This is a genomic window from Algicola sagamiensis DSM 14643 (assembly GCF_000374485.1).
Classification (GTDB): Bacteria; Pseudomonadota; Gammaproteobacteria; order Enterobacterales; family Alteromonadaceae; genus Algicola; species Algicola sagamiensis.
The window spans coordinates 541853-558117 of the sequence record NZ_KB894491.1; the positions used below are offsets into that span (position 1 = coordinate 541853).

At 41.5% G+C, this 16265-nt stretch carries 17 protein-coding genes; 4 read left to right on the forward strand and 13 right to left on the reverse strand.

Translation table 11 applies throughout. The features are described from left to right. The first annotated feature begins 21 nt into the window (after positions 1 to 21). Positions 22 to 429, forward strand: coding sequence for a hypothetical protein (locus tag C505_RS0102425; RefSeq protein WP_018691007.1), 408 nt, complete (start codon positions 22 to 24; stop codon positions 427 to 429). A 66-nt stretch (positions 430 to 495) separates the two neighbouring features. Here C505_RS0102425 and C505_RS0102430 read toward each other — a convergent pair whose 3' ends face one another. The 10 genes from C505_RS0102430 to tyrR all read right to left on the reverse strand — a co-directional run bounded on the left by C505_RS0102430 (position 496) and on the right by tyrR (position 9981). Then, positions 496 to 1650, reverse strand: a complete 1155-nt coding sequence (locus C505_RS0102430) for a lipase family protein (RefSeq protein ID WP_018691008.1) — start codon at positions 1648 to 1650, stop codon at positions 496 to 498. A gap of 26 nt (positions 1651 to 1676) precedes the next feature. Next, the gene (locus tag C505_RS0102435; protein WP_018691009.1) at positions 1677 to 2108 is read right to left on the reverse strand and encodes a DUF6795 domain-containing protein; all 432 of its coding nucleotides are present in this window, start codon (positions 2106 to 2108) and stop codon (positions 1677 to 1679) included. A 224-nt stretch (positions 2109 to 2332) separates the two neighbouring features. Further along, positions 2333 to 2713, reverse strand: coding sequence for a DUF6795 domain-containing protein (locus tag C505_RS23385; RefSeq protein ID WP_018691010.1), 381 nt, complete (start codon positions 2711 to 2713; stop codon positions 2333 to 2335). A gap of 83 nt (positions 2714 to 2796) precedes the next feature. Further along, positions 2797 to 3303 (reverse strand): DUF6795 domain-containing protein, encoded by a 507-nt coding sequence (locus tag C505_RS0102445; protein WP_018691011.1) that lies wholly within the window; start codon positions 3301 to 3303, stop codon positions 2797 to 2799. Between the two features lie 43 nt (positions 3304 to 3346). Then, positions 3347 to 3865, reverse strand: a complete 519-nt coding sequence (locus C505_RS23390) for a DUF6795 domain-containing protein (protein WP_157368741.1) — start codon at positions 3863 to 3865, stop codon at positions 3347 to 3349. Between the two features lie 223 nt (positions 3866 to 4088). Next, positions 4089 to 4727, reverse strand: a complete 639-nt coding sequence (gene maiA, locus C505_RS0102455) for a maleylacetoacetate isomerase (protein ID WP_018691013.1) — start codon at positions 4725 to 4727, stop codon at positions 4089 to 4091. Between the two features lie 58 nt (positions 4728 to 4785). Next, positions 4786 to 5802 (reverse strand): fumarylacetoacetate hydrolase family protein, encoded by a 1017-nt coding sequence (locus C505_RS0102460; protein ID WP_018691014.1) that lies wholly within the window; start codon positions 5800 to 5802, stop codon positions 4786 to 4788. A gap of 95 nt (positions 5803 to 5897) precedes the next feature. Further along, positions 5898 to 7031: a homogentisate 1,2-dioxygenase gene (locus C505_RS0102465; RefSeq protein ID WP_018691015.1), complete on the reverse strand. Its 1134-nt coding sequence runs from the start codon at positions 7029 to 7031 to the stop codon at positions 5898 to 5900. Beyond that, positions 7024 to 8097: a 4-hydroxyphenylpyruvate dioxygenase gene (gene hppD, locus C505_RS0102470; protein WP_018691016.1), complete on the reverse strand. Its 1074-nt coding sequence runs from the start codon at positions 8095 to 8097 to the stop codon at positions 7024 to 7026. The genes C505_RS0102465 and hppD overlap by 8 nt, the downstream gene beginning before the upstream one ends. Positions 8098 to 8415: 318 nt before the next feature. After that, positions 8416 to 9981 (reverse strand): transcriptional regulator TyrR, encoded by a 1566-nt coding sequence (gene tyrR, locus C505_RS0102475; RefSeq protein ID WP_018691017.1) that lies wholly within the window; start codon positions 9979 to 9981, stop codon positions 8416 to 8418. A 546-nt stretch (positions 9982 to 10527) separates the two neighbouring features. Here tyrR and C505_RS0102480 point away from each other — a divergent pair. The 3 genes from C505_RS0102480 to C505_RS0102490 all read left to right on the forward strand — a co-directional run bounded on the left by C505_RS0102480 (position 10528) and on the right by C505_RS0102490 (position 13909). After that, positions 10528 to 10941, forward strand: a complete 414-nt coding sequence (locus C505_RS0102480; protein WP_018691018.1) for a hypothetical protein — start codon at positions 10528 to 10530, stop codon at positions 10939 to 10941. Positions 10942 to 11064: 123 nt separating this feature from the next. Then, the gene (locus C505_RS21200; protein ID WP_018691019.1) at positions 11065 to 12993 is read left to right on the forward strand and encodes an L-tyrosine/L-tryptophan isonitrile synthase family protein; all 1929 of its coding nucleotides are present in this window, start codon (positions 11065 to 11067) and stop codon (positions 12991 to 12993) included. A 130-nt stretch (positions 12994 to 13123) separates the two neighbouring features. After that, positions 13124 to 13909 (forward strand): substrate-binding domain-containing protein, encoded by a 786-nt coding sequence (locus C505_RS0102490; protein ID WP_018691020.1) that lies wholly within the window; start codon positions 13124 to 13126, stop codon positions 13907 to 13909. A gap of 57 nt (positions 13910 to 13966) precedes the next feature. Here C505_RS0102490 and C505_RS0102495 read toward each other — a convergent pair whose 3' ends face one another. The 3 genes from C505_RS0102495 to C505_RS0102505 all read right to left on the reverse strand — a co-directional run bounded on the left by C505_RS0102495 (position 13967) and on the right by C505_RS0102505 (position 16250). Next, complete coding sequence (locus C505_RS0102495; protein ID WP_018691021.1) at positions 13967 to 14776, reverse strand: hypothetical protein; 810 nt, start codon at positions 14774 to 14776, stop codon at positions 13967 to 13969. Between the two features lie 81 nt (positions 14777 to 14857). Next, complete coding sequence (locus C505_RS0102500; protein ID WP_026317686.1) at positions 14858 to 15211, reverse strand: DUF5329 family protein; 354 nt, start codon at positions 15209 to 15211, stop codon at positions 14858 to 14860. Positions 15212 to 15314: 103 nt separating this feature from the next. Continuing rightward, positions 15315 to 16250: an isopenicillin N synthase family dioxygenase gene (locus C505_RS0102505; RefSeq protein ID WP_018691023.1), complete on the reverse strand. Its 936-nt coding sequence runs from the start codon at positions 16248 to 16250 to the stop codon at positions 15315 to 15317. Positions 16251 to 16265: the final 15 nt, after the last annotated feature.

Genomic DNA, 16265 nt, shown 5'->3' on the forward strand with positions numbered 1-16265 from the left:
ATTTTGATTCTCCTATTCCTAATGATTTTCCTGCAAGCTTGCGGTGACGATGAGCCAGAAATCAAGGCAGAACTCGGCTCGCCAGAATACCGCACCATGGAGTTTTTTAACGCTATTTACATCGAAGACGATTTGGACAAAGCCAGTCAGTACGCTTCCGGTAAACTCAACCGCGTGATGAAAAAATACGGTACCACCCGCGCGGTGACGCGATACTTATTTAATATGCGCTTTGATACGGTCAAAATGGAAATTGACCGCAGTGGCAAAAACCTACGTGAGCGTTATGGCGATACCGCAGAAATTGCTATCTTGTTTTCCGGTACCCTGCATGGAGAGAAAAAGGACGATTACAGAGTCGTCAAGTTGAAAAAGAAAGGGAGAGACTGGGTTGTCGAAGAAGTAAAACATGATCCGTATGGGACTTGAGGTTTGGGGTGGGGATTAAAAAACCCCAGGCTTGGCTGGGGTAAAGTAAAATTGGAATTTAATTTCTTATAGTGAAACTATGTCCAGTGCTTCTTTCGCCATCCGTTGTAGTTTATCCATCATTTTTCCGAATATCCAACGTATATTTTTGACACTCATTTCAACTGCTCTTCCTACTGAGTAACCGCAGAAAGTCATCATATGTGCAAGCAAGCCCTGTAAGTGCTGTTGTGAGTGAGGTTTCTGAATAACATACTCATCATGTAGGATCATTGAAATACGATCGAATAGATTTAAGGTGTTACCAACAGATGCCATTGCCATCAGGCCTGCACCTTTGGGACCAGCATCATAAAGCAAGGTAACTAACGCTTGACTAATTCTTTTTGCCCAATTTAAAGTTCTACGAACCCAAGAAGCATTTTCCTGTTTTAGATATACCTTCTTCAGATAGTCATCTCCAAGACCAACCTCCAGCTTATTCCAATCATGTGTTTTCACATTGTCGATATAACGGACCATCTTATGTTGCAAAGGGTTAATTATTGTCATTTCTGAGCTACAGAAATAAGCAATGCCTTCATGAGGTGCATGTAAAAAGGGCCAAACAGGGATCATTGTGATCGGATCACCACCATTTACACAGCGATATATATTATTATGAGTTAAAAGATTTGTTGTTGAACGAGAAAATCCTTCCGTACCGACTCTGGGCGAGCCAAAAGTGTAAAGTTTAACATCTCGATGGTAGTGTCTGCGGATCCAATCGGCTGCAAGTGACGCTAAAGCTCCACCTAAACTATGCCCAACGCAGTGGATTGTATTGCCCGGTTTGATGCTTTTAACTAACGGAATAAGTTCGTCTTTAAACGAATTAAAAGTATTATTAAACCCAGAATGAACTACTGATCCGCAATCAGCACCAGAAAAACCACAATTTAGATCAGTCACAACATCTCGTTTCCCAGCAGTTCCACGAAATGATAAAACTAAGTCATCTTTGTTTGTGAGTCCAATTCCAAATGCAGGTAGTACAAAGCCTTTACTTTTTAACAATGGGCTACCACTTCGCCCTTTGATTGGCTCAACAGCCTTATTACTAAATATATATTGAGTCATTAAAGAAGTGGGAAAAGCGATTTCGTCCAATGTACTTACATCTTTTGCTTCATAAACCAAATCGGCAAATTCAGCTGCTTGAAGTGGAGTAAGTGTCGACATTATTTGAATTCCTTTTTATTTATGAGTTACCAACGGCAAATACTAATTGTTCTCACGGAAAGAGATCGACTTTCATCACTTTCGAAGTTTTGTTGAACTTTTGGTGTCGATAAATCGCCATTGAGCGTAAGCAGGCACTCTTTAACTTTAGGTGGAGTTTCGATTTGACGTTGACTGTTCGCCCAGAGTAAATAACGCTCTTCTTCGTAATGTAAGTCGATAACTTGGCGAATAGCGACTTCGTGAAGAATATTTCCTGGAAGACGTGACTTCATTGACTTTGGTTCAAAATGAAAATATCCACCTTCATCAGTAATTGTCGTATCAACCTCCGTATCTTCTGGGTAAGTTAGACTTCTTTTTATTTCTAAATTAGAGATAGGATTTCCATGGAGAGTCACCCTCCCTTTGACCTCAGGACAAAGCTGGACAGTGTATTTTTTTAATATTCCAAACACAGTTCCTTTCCTTTTTGATTATAAAACCTGCATATTATGCAATTTCACCCGGCATAAGTAAAACAAAAGTTAAGTGATATATATTTTTTTATCAAAAAAATTCAAGCAAAGACAACATCTTGAGCTAATAAAGTTACACTTTTACAGGCTCATGATTGTTTTTTGGTTTAAGTGTTAATTATTATGGTTATTGATATCAAGAAAGGTCATGTTCTTTGTTTTTGTTACCAACGGCAAATACTTATTGTTCCTATAGATAAGGCTGACACTTCATCTTTTTCAAAATCATATTGCTCTTTTGGTGAAGATAGATCTCCATTTAGAGAGAGCAAGCAGTCTCTAATTTCTGGTGGTGTATCAATTTGGCGCTGACTTGCTGACCATAAAACATACCTCTCCTCTTCATATGTTAAGTCAATTATTTGAGCAATAGCGACTTCATGAAAAATATTCCCAGGCAGGCGAGATTTCATAGATTTTGGTTCAAAGTGGAACTCTCCATTATCATTTGTGATTACCGTATCAATAATTTCATCTTCAGGTTCTGGGTAAATTAAACACCTTTGAACTTCCAATTGAGGGATAGGTTTTCCATGGAGAGTCACTCTCCCTTTCACCTATGAACACAAATGGACGGTGTAGTTTTTTAATATTCCAAACATGGCTTCTTACTTTTGATGAAAATTATCTACTCTTGTGGCCAGCGACAAATGCTGGTAACACCATACGGATGAAGAAGCGAATCATGATTTTCTATTTCATAAACCTGTTCTTCAGTTGTTAATTCTGCATTGAGCTGCAAAAGTCGGGCGGTATAACCAGGAATTGGCTCTATGCCTCTTTGATTCGCATACCAGAGCACGTAGTGTTCACCTTCATATTTCAAATACACGATTTGCCGGACAACGGGTTGATGGAGAATATTTCCCGGAAGCCTCGACCGTATCGATTTTTCTTCAAATGCAAAGCTGCCCTGCTCATCCGTTTTCGTGATATCAATTTGTTCCTCATCCGCGTAAGAGAGACTTCTTTTGATTTCTATACCTGCAATGGGCTTGCCTTTTAAAGTGACACTTCCTCTCACTTGGGAGCATAAATGGACATGATGCTTTTGCATCAAACCAAATAACCACTTTAAAACTTGGATCATATTTTGAACGCTATTACTTTCTGATGATGAATCTGACTCTGGCAAAACCTTTCATTTATGCATCCATGAATTTCTGTATCTTTCTTTCCTATTCTTCTAATGGGATAAAGTCACATTCCGTCAACTCGACATGAAGGTCTAACAACATGAGGAATTCTTCTTCATCAATCTTTTCTTCCTCCATATTTGTAAAAGCTTCTCCAAACGTACGACAGAGCCAGTAGTACTTTTCATCAAATTCCATCGTAATCGATCGTCGAAGGCTTTGGTGGCACATCCATAAATTTGGATACTTGGAAAAAATACTCACTGGATAAAAGTAAAAGCGCCCATCTGTATCAGTTTCAATCTGATCTTGATACGTTTTATCATCGTAATCTAGGCTGCGCTGGATCGTCACACCTGCAAGTGGTTTCCCCTTGTACGTCACTCGGCCAGAGACAGGCGAACACAAATGGACACAATAGAGCTTAACTGCGCCGATGAGATCCAAAAAAACAATGGGTGCTCTCCATGATATTTTCCAACAGAGTTTGATGAGTTGGTAGGTAACGGCGCCCAGCAGTTTACAAAGCCATGCATTGAGTCGGTCGTAGGTATTTTTCATGATCTCCTTTTTAACTTGCAGCTTGGTTTTCTGCTTCCTGAGGTCTGCCAATCTTTCACTTATGCAGCCAATCAATGAAGGATAAACTGCAATCCATGCGAGAAACGCACGATATTATGCTGTTTTTATTAACAAAAGTAAACAGAGTAAAGGAGAAGAATAAATGTCATGACATAAGGAAAAGTCATTGCCGAATGATGTTTCATTCGACAACTTGTTAGGCCTAACCGGCATCCGCTTGATTTTCTGGCAATGCCTGAATAAATGCGTCAATTGTGTTGCAGTGCTCAGTAATACGGCTGATCACTGGAAACTGTTCCATTTCCAGCGCAAAACGTTTTGCATTATACACTTGTGGGACAAGGCACAAATCAGCCAATGTGATTTCATCTCCAAAGCAGAACTTTCCAGCACTCAATGATAGCCGAGACTCCAAAGCATGGAAGCCTTCACGTATCCAGTGTTGATACCATGTATTGACAGCCTCTTCTGATTGAGCCATTGGCATTTTGAGGTATTTAAGAATTCTTAGGTTATTCAGTGGATGAATATCACAAGCAATATCCATCGCGACCGCTCTTACTTTCGCTCGCTCCACAGGATCAGAAGGCAGTAGTTGAGTTTCCGGATAACGATCTTCTAAGTATTCCAATATCGCCATTGATTGGTTGAGTGTCACATCACCATCCACCAGCACAGGGACTAATCCATTTGGGTTCCTTGCACGAAAGTCCGCTTGATGTTGTTGACCACCATCTTTGACGAGGTGAATGGATTCATGGGTATAGGGTAACTGCTTTAGATTGAGCGCAATTCTTACACGATACGCAGCGGAAGAGCGCCAATAACCATAAAGTATCATGATATACCTTTTTTTGAATTGTAGCCCAGCGTTTGCCGGGCTAATCGAGTAACAAGCGCTATCCGCTGTATTTCACAACCGTCTGTTCGATTGCACCAAAAATACTGTCACCTTGTGTGTCTTTCATTTCGATTTTGATCGTGTCACCAAACTTCATGAACGGGGTGGAAGGTTTTCCATCACGGATCGTCTCGATCATTCTCACTTCCGCTAAGCAGGAATAGCCAACACCACCTTCTTGAATCGAAGTGCCGTGTTCTGCCCCCTGTTTATTCGAAACAGTTCCAGATCCAATAATTGCACCAGAGCCCAGATTTCTTGAACGGGCTGCATGAGCAATCAACTCACCAAAGTCGAATGTCATGTCCTCACCGGCATTCGGATTGCCGAAAAGTTCTTTGTTATAGTGGGAAATCAGTGGGAGTTTTACTTTTGCATTCTGCCAAGCGTCACCTAATTCATCTGGCGTCACAGCTACAGGAGAAAATGCAGATGCAGGCTTCGATTGAAAGAAACCAAACCCTTTCGCCAACTCTGCTGGGATTAACCCACGAAGAGACACATCATTCACCAACATGAGCAACTTGATATGATCACGTGCATTTTCGTCCGAAACTCCCATTGGGACGTCATCGGTGATCACTGCCACTTCCCCTTCGAAATCAATGCCCCACTCATCAGAAGGCAATTCGATATCATCTCTTGGTCCAATGAAATCATCTGAGCCCCCCTGATACATCAGCGGATCTGTCCAAAAGCTTGGCGGCATTTCTGCGCCACGTGCTTTTCGAACCAGTTCAACATGATTGACGTACGCGGAGCCATCTGCCCATTGATATGCACGTGGTAATGGAGACTCACATAAGCCCGGATCAAAAGTTTCCATCGAAGGCACACTTCCTTCGTTCAACTGGCGATAAACGTCCTGAAGTTTTGATTCAACAACCGACCATTGATCCAGTGCAAACTGTAAAGTCGGTGCAATATGAGAAACTTCAACACACTGAGTCATCGCACGATTCACAACAACCAATCGGCCGTCACGGGTATTATTTTTTAACGTCGCAAGTTTCATGGGCGCCCTTCCAAAAAGGTTTTACATCACGTAAAGGCTAAGCGACCTTTGCCGCCCAGCCTTTATTCATTTTTATTTTTTGTTTTCAAATACTGTTACTTCGCTTTCCAGCTATAGACATAATCAGGATTTTCGACCGAAAGTACATCTTCGCTGAATGTGAGCGCATCCCGAGTATCCAGCATCACTGCAACTTCATCCGTGAACTTTTTCTTATATTCACGTCCTGCTTGAAACGCTTTCGGGTGCGGTCCATGGGTAAAACCTGCCGGATGGAATGTCACCATACCGCGGTCAATATTATCTCGACTAAAGAAATCTCCTTCATGGTAGAAAAGGACTTCATCATAGTCATCATTATTATGATAAAACGGGACTTTCAGTGCGCCAGGATCACTTTCAATCGGTCTTGGCACAAACGTACAAATCACGAATCGACTCGCCACAAATGTTGTATGTGCTGACGGTGGTAAATGATAGCGGTGACTCATCAGTGGACGAATATCACGCCAATTAATCCGCACCACAGTCAAATCACCATGCCAACCAACTGCATCCAATGGATTGAATGGATATGTGATCTGTGACACTTGATTATGACGTTTTACCTGAACATGGGTCACATCTTCTGAGTACTGCGCTTTAAATGCATCATCAATTTTTGGTACATCCAACATCGCTGCATCAAAAATCGCATGATTCCCAACCAATCCTTTTTCAGGGAGCTGGTACGAATCATTCGTCGCTTCGATCATCAATAGTGTTAAGTCATCCTGTTTTGGTTCCAAACGCCACATCGTTGAACGCGGGATCAACACGTAATCCCCTCTGCGAATACTCATATGACCATAATCACAAAATAACTCGGCTTCGCCTTCATGGACAAAGAGCAGCTCATCCCCATCTGCGTTACGAACCAAATCATCCATTTTGTTTTTGCAGTGCCAAATCCGGTATTTACAGTGTGGATTATTCAGCACATCCGGTACATCCCAAGGAGAAGTCGCATCAACGCCTTTCAGTTGATTCAGGTCGAAGGCTCGCGGTTTTAGCTCTCCTTCCCATTCTGACCATCCTGTTGGCGCATGTTGATGATGGAAATGTGATGCTGGCCCAAAAAAGCCACTGCGGCCTGCTTCACGTTCGTAAATAGCACGATCAGGGAAATCAGCATGTGCTTGTCTGGAGATCTCCCCTTCTTTTTGCGGGAAAGAAATCCACTTACGCATCTTCGATCACTCCTCTGCGGATCTGGTCTTCTTCGATGGATTCAAAAAGTGCTTTAAAGTTCCCTTCACCAAATCCTTCATTCCCTTTTCGTTGAATGATCTCAAAGAAAACCGGGCCGATGACCGTTTGAGTAAAGATCTGAAGCAATATCCCATCTTTCATCGGTGCACCATCAATCAGGATACGTAACTCACGTAGTGCATCTACATCTTCCTTATGGCCTTCAACACGCTGGTTTATCTTTTCATAATACGTTTCTGGGGTCGGCATAAAGTCCTGACCACGCTCCCGCAGGGTACGCACTGTTTCGTAAATGTTTTCCGTTGTTAAAGCAATATGCTGGATCCCTTCTCCTTTATATTCACGCAGGTATTCTTCAATTTGGGATTTGTCATCAGAAGATTCATTGATAGGAATTCGAATTTTACCGCAAGGTCCAGTCATCGCTTTTGATACAAGACCTGTCAGTTTTCCTTCAATATCGAAATAACGGATCTCGCGGAAGTTACCGATTCGTTCGTAAAAGCCTGCCCAAAGGTCCATATTGCCACGATTGACATTGTGAGTCAGGTGATCGAGTACTTCTAAACCAACAGATTGTTTCTCAAGACGTTCTTTATAATCAGGGTAGAACTCAAAATCGACATGATAAATCGTATCATCGCCGTAACGATCGACAAAATACAAAACACTCTCACCAATACCGAAAACAGCTGGTACTTTAATTTCTAATGGACCAACAGTAGATACGTATGCCTTTGCACCATTTTCAATCGCATGCTTTTGGGCTGCCTGTGCGTCTTTGACTCGGAATGCCATACCACAAACGCTTGGGCCGTGAAGTTGGGCAAAGTGCTCCGCCTGGGTATTCGGCTCTGCGTTCACAATAAAATTGATATCCCCTTGCTGATAGAGCCAAACCTGTTTTGTTTTGTGTTTGGCAACCTCAGCAAAGCCAAGTGAGAAGAATAAATCTTTGAGGCTTTGAATACCCGTCGCATCCGGCGCGGTATATTCAACAAATTCAAAGCCATCTGTACCAAGAGGGTTGTACATATCGTTCATGTTTCAGACTCCTGTTTTGGTATTCCCATCGTCTGATGAATGCCGCCCATCCATCGAAAACCCGTCGGGAAATTGCGTGTTTATTTTCAACACGTCTTATTGTGTTAGATAAGGTCTATTGACCCACGTTTATTTTATTTATGCCAATTTACGCTGGAAAATAAATAGCAAGGCGTCAAGTGAAGCCCTGAGAGAAGTGTGCTGATTTCGTAAAGAAATGAATACAAATTCATTTTTAATTGATTTTAGTCACAAAAAAGCCAGCTTTCGCTGGCTTTTTATTCTTAAAAATGTACGGGTAAGCTTACAAGGTATGGATCAAACCTTTACGGTTTTCTTATTAATGCCATATTCTCGTAATTTATTCGCAATCGCTGTGTGACTTAATCCCAATTTTTTCGCGAGTTGGCGAGAACTGGGGTAAGCAGGATAAAGCTTTCGTAGTAAATCAGATTCAAATTGTTTGACAGCTTCTTCCAGTGTTCCATCAAATTCTTCTTCCAGATAACCAAAGTCACTTGTATAGCTAGGAAGCTCCAAATGTGCTTTTTCCAGCGTATCCCCTTCTAATAGGGTCACGGCACGGTAAAGGGCATTCTCCAATTGACGGACATTTCCAGGCCAGGGATAGTGCTCCATAAACTCAATACAGACTTTTGACATGGCTGGCACATTACGCCCCATCTGCAAAGAAAACCGCTGGGTAAATTGCTTCGCTAATGGAATGATGTCATTTTTCCGCTCACGCAATGGCGCAATATGTAAGGTTAAAACATTGAGGCGATAGAACAAGTCTTCCCGAAAAGTATGCTCCTGTACCATTGTTGGCAGGTCTTTTTGTGTCGCACAGATCACACGAACATCGACATGCACTTCTTTCTCCTCTGCAACTCGTCGAAACGAGCCATCTTGCAAGAAGCGTAACAGTTTTGTCTGTAACTCCGGCGACATTTCCCCAACTTCATCTAGGAATACGGTGCCACCATCTGCTTGCTCAAATACACCTTTCTTTCCTTCCGGTGCAGAACCTTCATAAGCATTTGGTCCATAACCGAATAACTCAGATTCTGCGACATTATCTGGCAATGAAGCACAACTAAGCGCTAAAAAAGGTTTTTCTGAGCGGTGGCTGGCCGCATGGCAGGCTTTTGCAATGACTTCTTTACCAGTTCCTGTTTCACCAACAACCAAAATTGGCCCATCCAATTGCGCCATTTTTTTCGCTTCACGAACAACGCGACGCATGGAGGTGCTATGAGCGCAGATATGAGAAAAACTCTTTAAATTTTGCTGACGAAATGCAACCACTTGTTGTCCAAGGCGTGTTTCTGATTTTAAGTTAATGACAGCGCCCGCTAGAATGTTCTGACCATCCGCATCCGGAACGTGAATCGGCAGAATATCCGCAATAAACTGCTGTTCTCTCGTATCCAAACGGGTTGTTTGCGGTAACACTTCCTCTTGCTCCATCCAAGCGAGTAGATCAAATCCACTAAAAAGCTGACTCACTGACATCTCAGTTAAAGCTTGAATGTCAGTCTGAAGTTCGAGGCAAGCAGCAGCATTGGCGACAAGAATGTTCCCTCGGGTATCAATAGACAGGACGCCATCTGGCAATGTACGGAGCAGTGTCGAGAGTTCATTGTGTTCTCTTTCTGAAGGCATGAAGGGTGTTTTCACCACATCATCGACACCAGGGATTTTCCGGATAGCCGGCATTAAAAGACGAAATTGTTCAAACTCAATTTCAGGGAAAGCGACATACATTCGCTGAGCCTGTGGATCGACTTCGATTCCTTTCAAATCTATCCCATGTTCCACAAGAATATTCAGTACTTCTTTTGCAATTCCCAACCGATCTTGGCAGTGAATTTCCAGACGCATAAGTTCCCCTATTTTGTCGTGTTCCTGATTGTGGACACCTATCATACGCAACTGGGGAGAAAGTTGGAAACGAAAACTGTAAAGGTTGCTGAACATTCATACAAATGTGTGAATAACCCACAAATACTTTAACATTTATATTTCTTTGTGTTTAAAACTATAGTTATAGGTTAATGTTTTCTTTGCTATTTTCCACGTTAGAGTCAGGCACTGAAGTAAAAATGTATAGGGGAAGAGTTTTGGATCCAGTCTTATTCGTCACAGGAAGCAGTCGCGTGATTGACACTGAAACAGCTATTTTAGCTGCCCAGCAAGGGTACTCGATTTGTGTTTTACTTTCTGATTTCATTGCCCAATAGCTCTTTACGAACCTGAAGCGCGCGATCCGTACCTAAAAAGCATCCAGATCATCACTTTTTACAGTGGTTTTTTCGTATTAAAAGGGAGCACCTGCACATGCAAAAATAGAACCTAAGATGGATACAACAACGCTGGACTTTATCATTTTCAGTTTTATAATATCGCCCTCCGCAACTCCCTGGAAACATGCCATTGATAAAAATGACTGACTTTCAATACTACCGTCTTTGGTGGCTCCTCTTGCTTGTCCCAGGTTACCTTGTGATCATGTATTTTAAGTGGATGAAAGGCTTTCCTTTTTTTACTTCTTTATACGACTTTTTGTCATTTTCACTTTGGCACACTGGGTTTATTGGTGCAGTGTGTTATGTCGTTGGTGCTCGGATTTATCGTCAAGGGTTTTGGAGAATCATTTTCTTTTTGGACTTTGGCGATACGGCAGCAACAACAATTTATGATTTTGTGACCAAACATCAAGACTATTTCACTCCTGAGCGAATTAAAACGCTGTTCTTCTTTTTGCTACTCACACATATTTATTATTTTTCACTTTGGCTCTATGCCTTTGAATCTCAAGGAATTTGGGAGAAAAAAGCATGAATTTATTGGTTGTATATATGAAATTTTTGATACAAAACAAACTATTTTATTGATTTCGGGTACGGCTGAGATCTATGCTGTTGCTCTGTTTCTATAGAAACAATTCTAAGAAGGAAGATAGAAATGACGCCACTCGATGCAAACCAAGAATCTACTGTCGATCACATCACTTTTTTACTGCTTAACCAAATACTTACCGGAAAAGACGCCGAGTTTTCGGGGTTTCTTCGTATCAAAGAACAGATCCGGTTTTATGTCACTCAGCAACAACCAATAGAATTGCTCCTTCCCGCATTTCCCTGCAAAAGCATTAATTTGGATAAAGTGCTCGGGAAACTCCCCGATATGGGGGAGTTTCTTGCATTCAAACGTTTTGTTCAATGTATTCGGGATATTGAAGCCGTATATTCTCCAGGTGCGAAACTCACCATCTTTTCTGACTACCATACTTTTAGCGATTATATTCAGGTCGATCTGAACAACCACTATGCCTACTCAGAAAAGCTACACACAATCGTTGAACATTTTCACGCATCTGATGTGATCAACATCCAGAATTTTCATCACTTTCAAGAGTTTTCAGATTATGCCGAGTATGACTATATGCAGGCGCTTAAGTCACTTTATGGTGATCCTGAATTTGAAGAAAACTTTTCTAAGCTCACCCAAACAAATGAAGATATCTGGCAAACATATCTCGGACTTCGCGGGTTTATGGGCAATGATCAGGCCCATTTACTCAAAGACAAAACAAGAAGTGAACAGAAGTCCCACCTCAGCTACATTGCAAAAGGCATGATGGTTCAAGGCCGCGCGCTTGATAACTTTTTGAATCATCATTTTCCCACACACATTCGCCTGAGTATCCATAATCACCCAATGGTCGGTCAAAAGTATGCTGTCTATTTATTTGATACTCCAGACTTTATTACTCCCTGGCATTGTACGGTTTTGTTTGATGCAACAGCATCATCTTTTCGGTATGAAGCATATTTACAGCATCATTTAAAATCAGACAAAGATGAAAAAGTACTTTTAAAAGTCAACTATCAAGATCAACCTTGGCTACTCATTGCTATGCAAAGCCAAAATGTGTTCATACAAAAGCAGCTTCCCGCTTTGAAGATGTCTTTAGAAAGACCTCAATCCGGTCTCATTATTGACGCAGCAGACACCAGTTTATGTATTCAAGACCTGGACAAAGCGCAACTCACAAGTCTAATTAAACATTTTGGAGCCGTTGTTTTACGCAATTTCAAACCATTTGAAACACCTAACATGCTTGAAGAATGGTATGCAACACGTGGCGATCTGATCCCTTGGAAATTTGGCTATACCCATATTGTTGCGCCAATTGAAGGCCATCAAGGAAAACCTGTTTCATCTGTCGACTCAGAAGAAGCACTGCCTATCCATTGGGATTTACTCTGTCCACCAAACTATATGGAGATCACCCAAGATAAATACGCATATAAAGACTTTATTCCCCGAGAGTTTATGCTCTACTGCCATCAAATCAAGGCTGAAGACCCAAAGACACAGGGACTCAGTATATTGTTAGATAGTATAAATATTCCACTCACTATTCACGGACAAGAACGAGAGCAATTGAAAAGAACAACTTTGGCATACCGGACTAAGCAGACTTACTTCGGAGGGGCATCCAAACAATTCCCATTGGTCATGCAATGTCCATGGACTGAGCAGACAGTCATGCGTTGGTGGGAAGCATGGACCGAGGATGATCATCCAGGCACTCGGCAACCAAACTACTCCAACATTGTTGCTTCTGAACATTATGATGATATGTTAGAGCTAGAAAAAAGGCTGAGAGAGATTTGCCTCACACCCGCAAATCAATTCCATTTACAGCTTCAAGCTGGAGATGCATTGATCATCAACAACCACACGATGCTCCATGGACGCACTGCTTTTAAAGGATACCGAGAACTTTGGCGTATCCAAATGCAACCTCCTTCAAAGAACTCTCCGTTCAAGCAGTTCTCCTTTATGAAAGGTCAACTGATGAAAAATGAAGCGCCTGTTAAATAGTTTTACAAGGCATATTTTCATTGTGCGATCAGTCGCTTTTGCTGATCGCGTCTTCTATGCTGAAATTTTATTCAGATAACATAGGTCTTGGATTCTGAATATCATTTAACGATTTTCATAAGGAGACCAGATGAAATTAAAATATATCGTCCTTAATACTGTTGCGCTGGCAAGCATTTCCCAATTTGCACTCGCAGCGACAATACAGCACGCCCCAAAAGATAATGTGATCCGAGTATATGGACCAGGTGGTCCTCATACAGCCATCATTCATGCAGCAAAAGCATTCGAAAAAGAAACAGGCCACAAGGTCGAAGTGACATTTGGTCCACAGAGTCGCTGGACAGATAGTGCCCAAAAAAACGCAGACTTGATCTTTGGTTCATCAGAACAATCGATGACCGCATTTGTCGAAAACTATGCCTTTATATCTGACGATATTGTTGAACCGATTTATATCCGTCCTGCTGTTTTAGCGGTTCAAAAAGGAAACCCGAAAAACATCCGTGGATTTAACGATCTCCTTAGTCAACCAGTCAAAATTATTGTGACTGAGGGCAAAGGGGTTTATAACACATCTGGTACTGGTGTTTGGGAAGATGTCGCAGGTCGGCTCGGCTCATTACAAGACGTCAAAAATATTCGCAGTAAAATTGTTTCTTACGAAAAAGGTAGTGGAGCCAGCTTCCGAGCATTTCAAAAATATAAAGCAGATGCCTGGATCACATGGAGCCATTGGCCACTCACCCACAAAGATAAAGTTGATATGGTTGAAATTGAACCAGAACGGCGAATTTATCGCGATCTAACCGTTGCGCCAACTACAAACGCCGATCCGCAAACATTGACGTTTATAAAATTTTTAAAAAGTGACAAAGCACTACCATATTTCAAGGCTGAAGGTTGGAAAAGGTAATTTTGGGGTAAAATGGCAATGAAACCTCATTGCCATTTGAATCATTGATTGACCGAGTTAGCGAGACATCGGGCGCCAATGCCTGATTTTTCCTTTAAACGTTTCCTTGATGAATTCTTTAGTGCCTTCAACATGCAAGAACCCTTTCAGCTTCTCAATCAAGGATGTAGACATATCCTTCTCATAAAGAGGAATAATTGTATTTTCATCTGCTAAGAACATTGGCCATGGTTTATCATCCGAGTTTAAGCTTCTTAAATGAAGCAGATAATCAGCTAGCACAACATCTTCTTCCGATAAACATGGTTCCAAGCGGGATAAGAACAATTCTTTATGTCGAATGGCATTGTCTTTGAGCTTTTCGACTAAGTCGGGATAATGAAATCCTTGCTCATCGATGTGGTACTCTTTAGAAAGAAAAGAATCGACCAACTCAAACTTTTGGTGCTTAATCATCAAAGCAATGGTGTAAACAAACAGCTCATGCACCATAAACCGAAAGTTATCTGCCGTCCTAGGACACCAGCTGGTGACATAACTTGGCTTTTGCTGATACAAATAGAGGTATTGAAAAAATTGATTCAATCGATGACAGCAATCTGTTTGCCGAGATTCTTGACGCAAAACCCTATCCAATAATTGAATATATTTATTTCGATAAGGGGTATATGAGTGAATTGTATCAACGACTTCACATTGTAAGTCTCTTAATTCAGTCGGAGCTTTGAATATACGATAGAGGCTAATACTTCGAACAAGTTGGACAAAGTACTTGGAAAGTAATTCGTAATCGAACACTTCACGATTTTCCAGAACACGCCAAACTTCTTGATATGCCGTGTGAAGATCTTGATTTTCCGTATCCATTTGATTCACCTAATGGCTGCAAGCTGCACGTGGTACAGTATCTTCTAAAAATACTAGTCAAGATCTCACAGACTGAGAACTTTATTGATAAGTAGCACGGAATCGTTTCAATTCTTCCAGTAACCAAGCCGCACTTTCCTGCTTTGATTTGTTCTTACATATCACATGGTATTTTCTGCCAGAAATTGTGCTTTTGGTCGCACTATATTTGATAAAGTCTTCTGATGACTGAATCTCATCCTCAAAGTAATCATACTTCTTTTGGATATGCTTGATGGCATCTTTCCCAGCATGCAGATCACCATTTCGTTCGTACTGACATGGTGTTGTTTTCACGTAATTTAGTAAGTGTTGGATCTCTTGCTCTGTTGTCGGTTGCGCACTCACAAAAACAGAAAAGAAAAGGATCACAGAGAATAGAAAAGGGATTCGCATCACAAAATTCCATAAAAAAGTAGAAATATTCAGATGAAAATAAAAAAGCCAGTACTTCAACAGCACTGGCTTTCAAAAGATTTCATCACGTTGAATTAAAATATTACTTCTTCAACAATCCAATCTCAATCAGGCGTTCTTTCAGATAATCATCTGAAGTGATCGCCTCATCGCGCTTTGGATTCTCGTCAGTCACACACTGCGGTAAAGCATCAATGACATAATCAGAATTAAAGTGCATAAAGAATGGGATTGAGTAGCGAGATGATTTCGCTTCTTCACCCACAGGGTTTACAACACGGTGTGTCGTTGAACGCATTACGTAGTTCGTTAAACGCTGCATCATATCACCGATGTTACAAATAATTGTCCCTTCGATGATGGACACAGGGATCCACGCACCATCTTTACGCAGAATTTCCAAGCCACTTTGCTCAGAACCAACCAATAATGTAATCACATTGATGTCTTCATGCGCTGCCGCACGAACACAGGCTGTTTCTGTATTCTCGATCGGTGGATAGTGCAATGGACGAAGGATACTGTTTCCTTCATTCACTTTATCTTCGAAGAAAGTTTCTTCTTCTCCAAGATAAAGTGCCAGAGCACGGAGTACCGTACGAGCCAGCTTATCTAACTCTGAAAATAACGTTAATGTGACTTCTTTGAACTCTGGTACTTCTGCCGGAAATACATTCGGCAACATGCTCTGCTCGTTCTTGGATACTTGATCCAACTCACGACCAACATGCCAGAATTCCTTCAGGTCAACATGATCAGCATCTTTAGCTATCTCGGTTCCGAAAGGAGTATATCCACGGGCGCCGCCATTTTCCTTGTGGTATTGCTTTTTGACGTCCTCAGGTAGTTCGAAAACTTCCTTCGAGACATTCAATGCACGATAAATAAGATCTTGGTCAATGCCATGATTGACAAGCCCCGCGAAGCCCAACGTACTGTAGGCTTCACCTAGATCTTTTACAAAGTTCTCTTTATCCGTTTCAAAACGGGATATATCGAGTTGAGGAATAGTACTCATTGTACCTATAGCTCC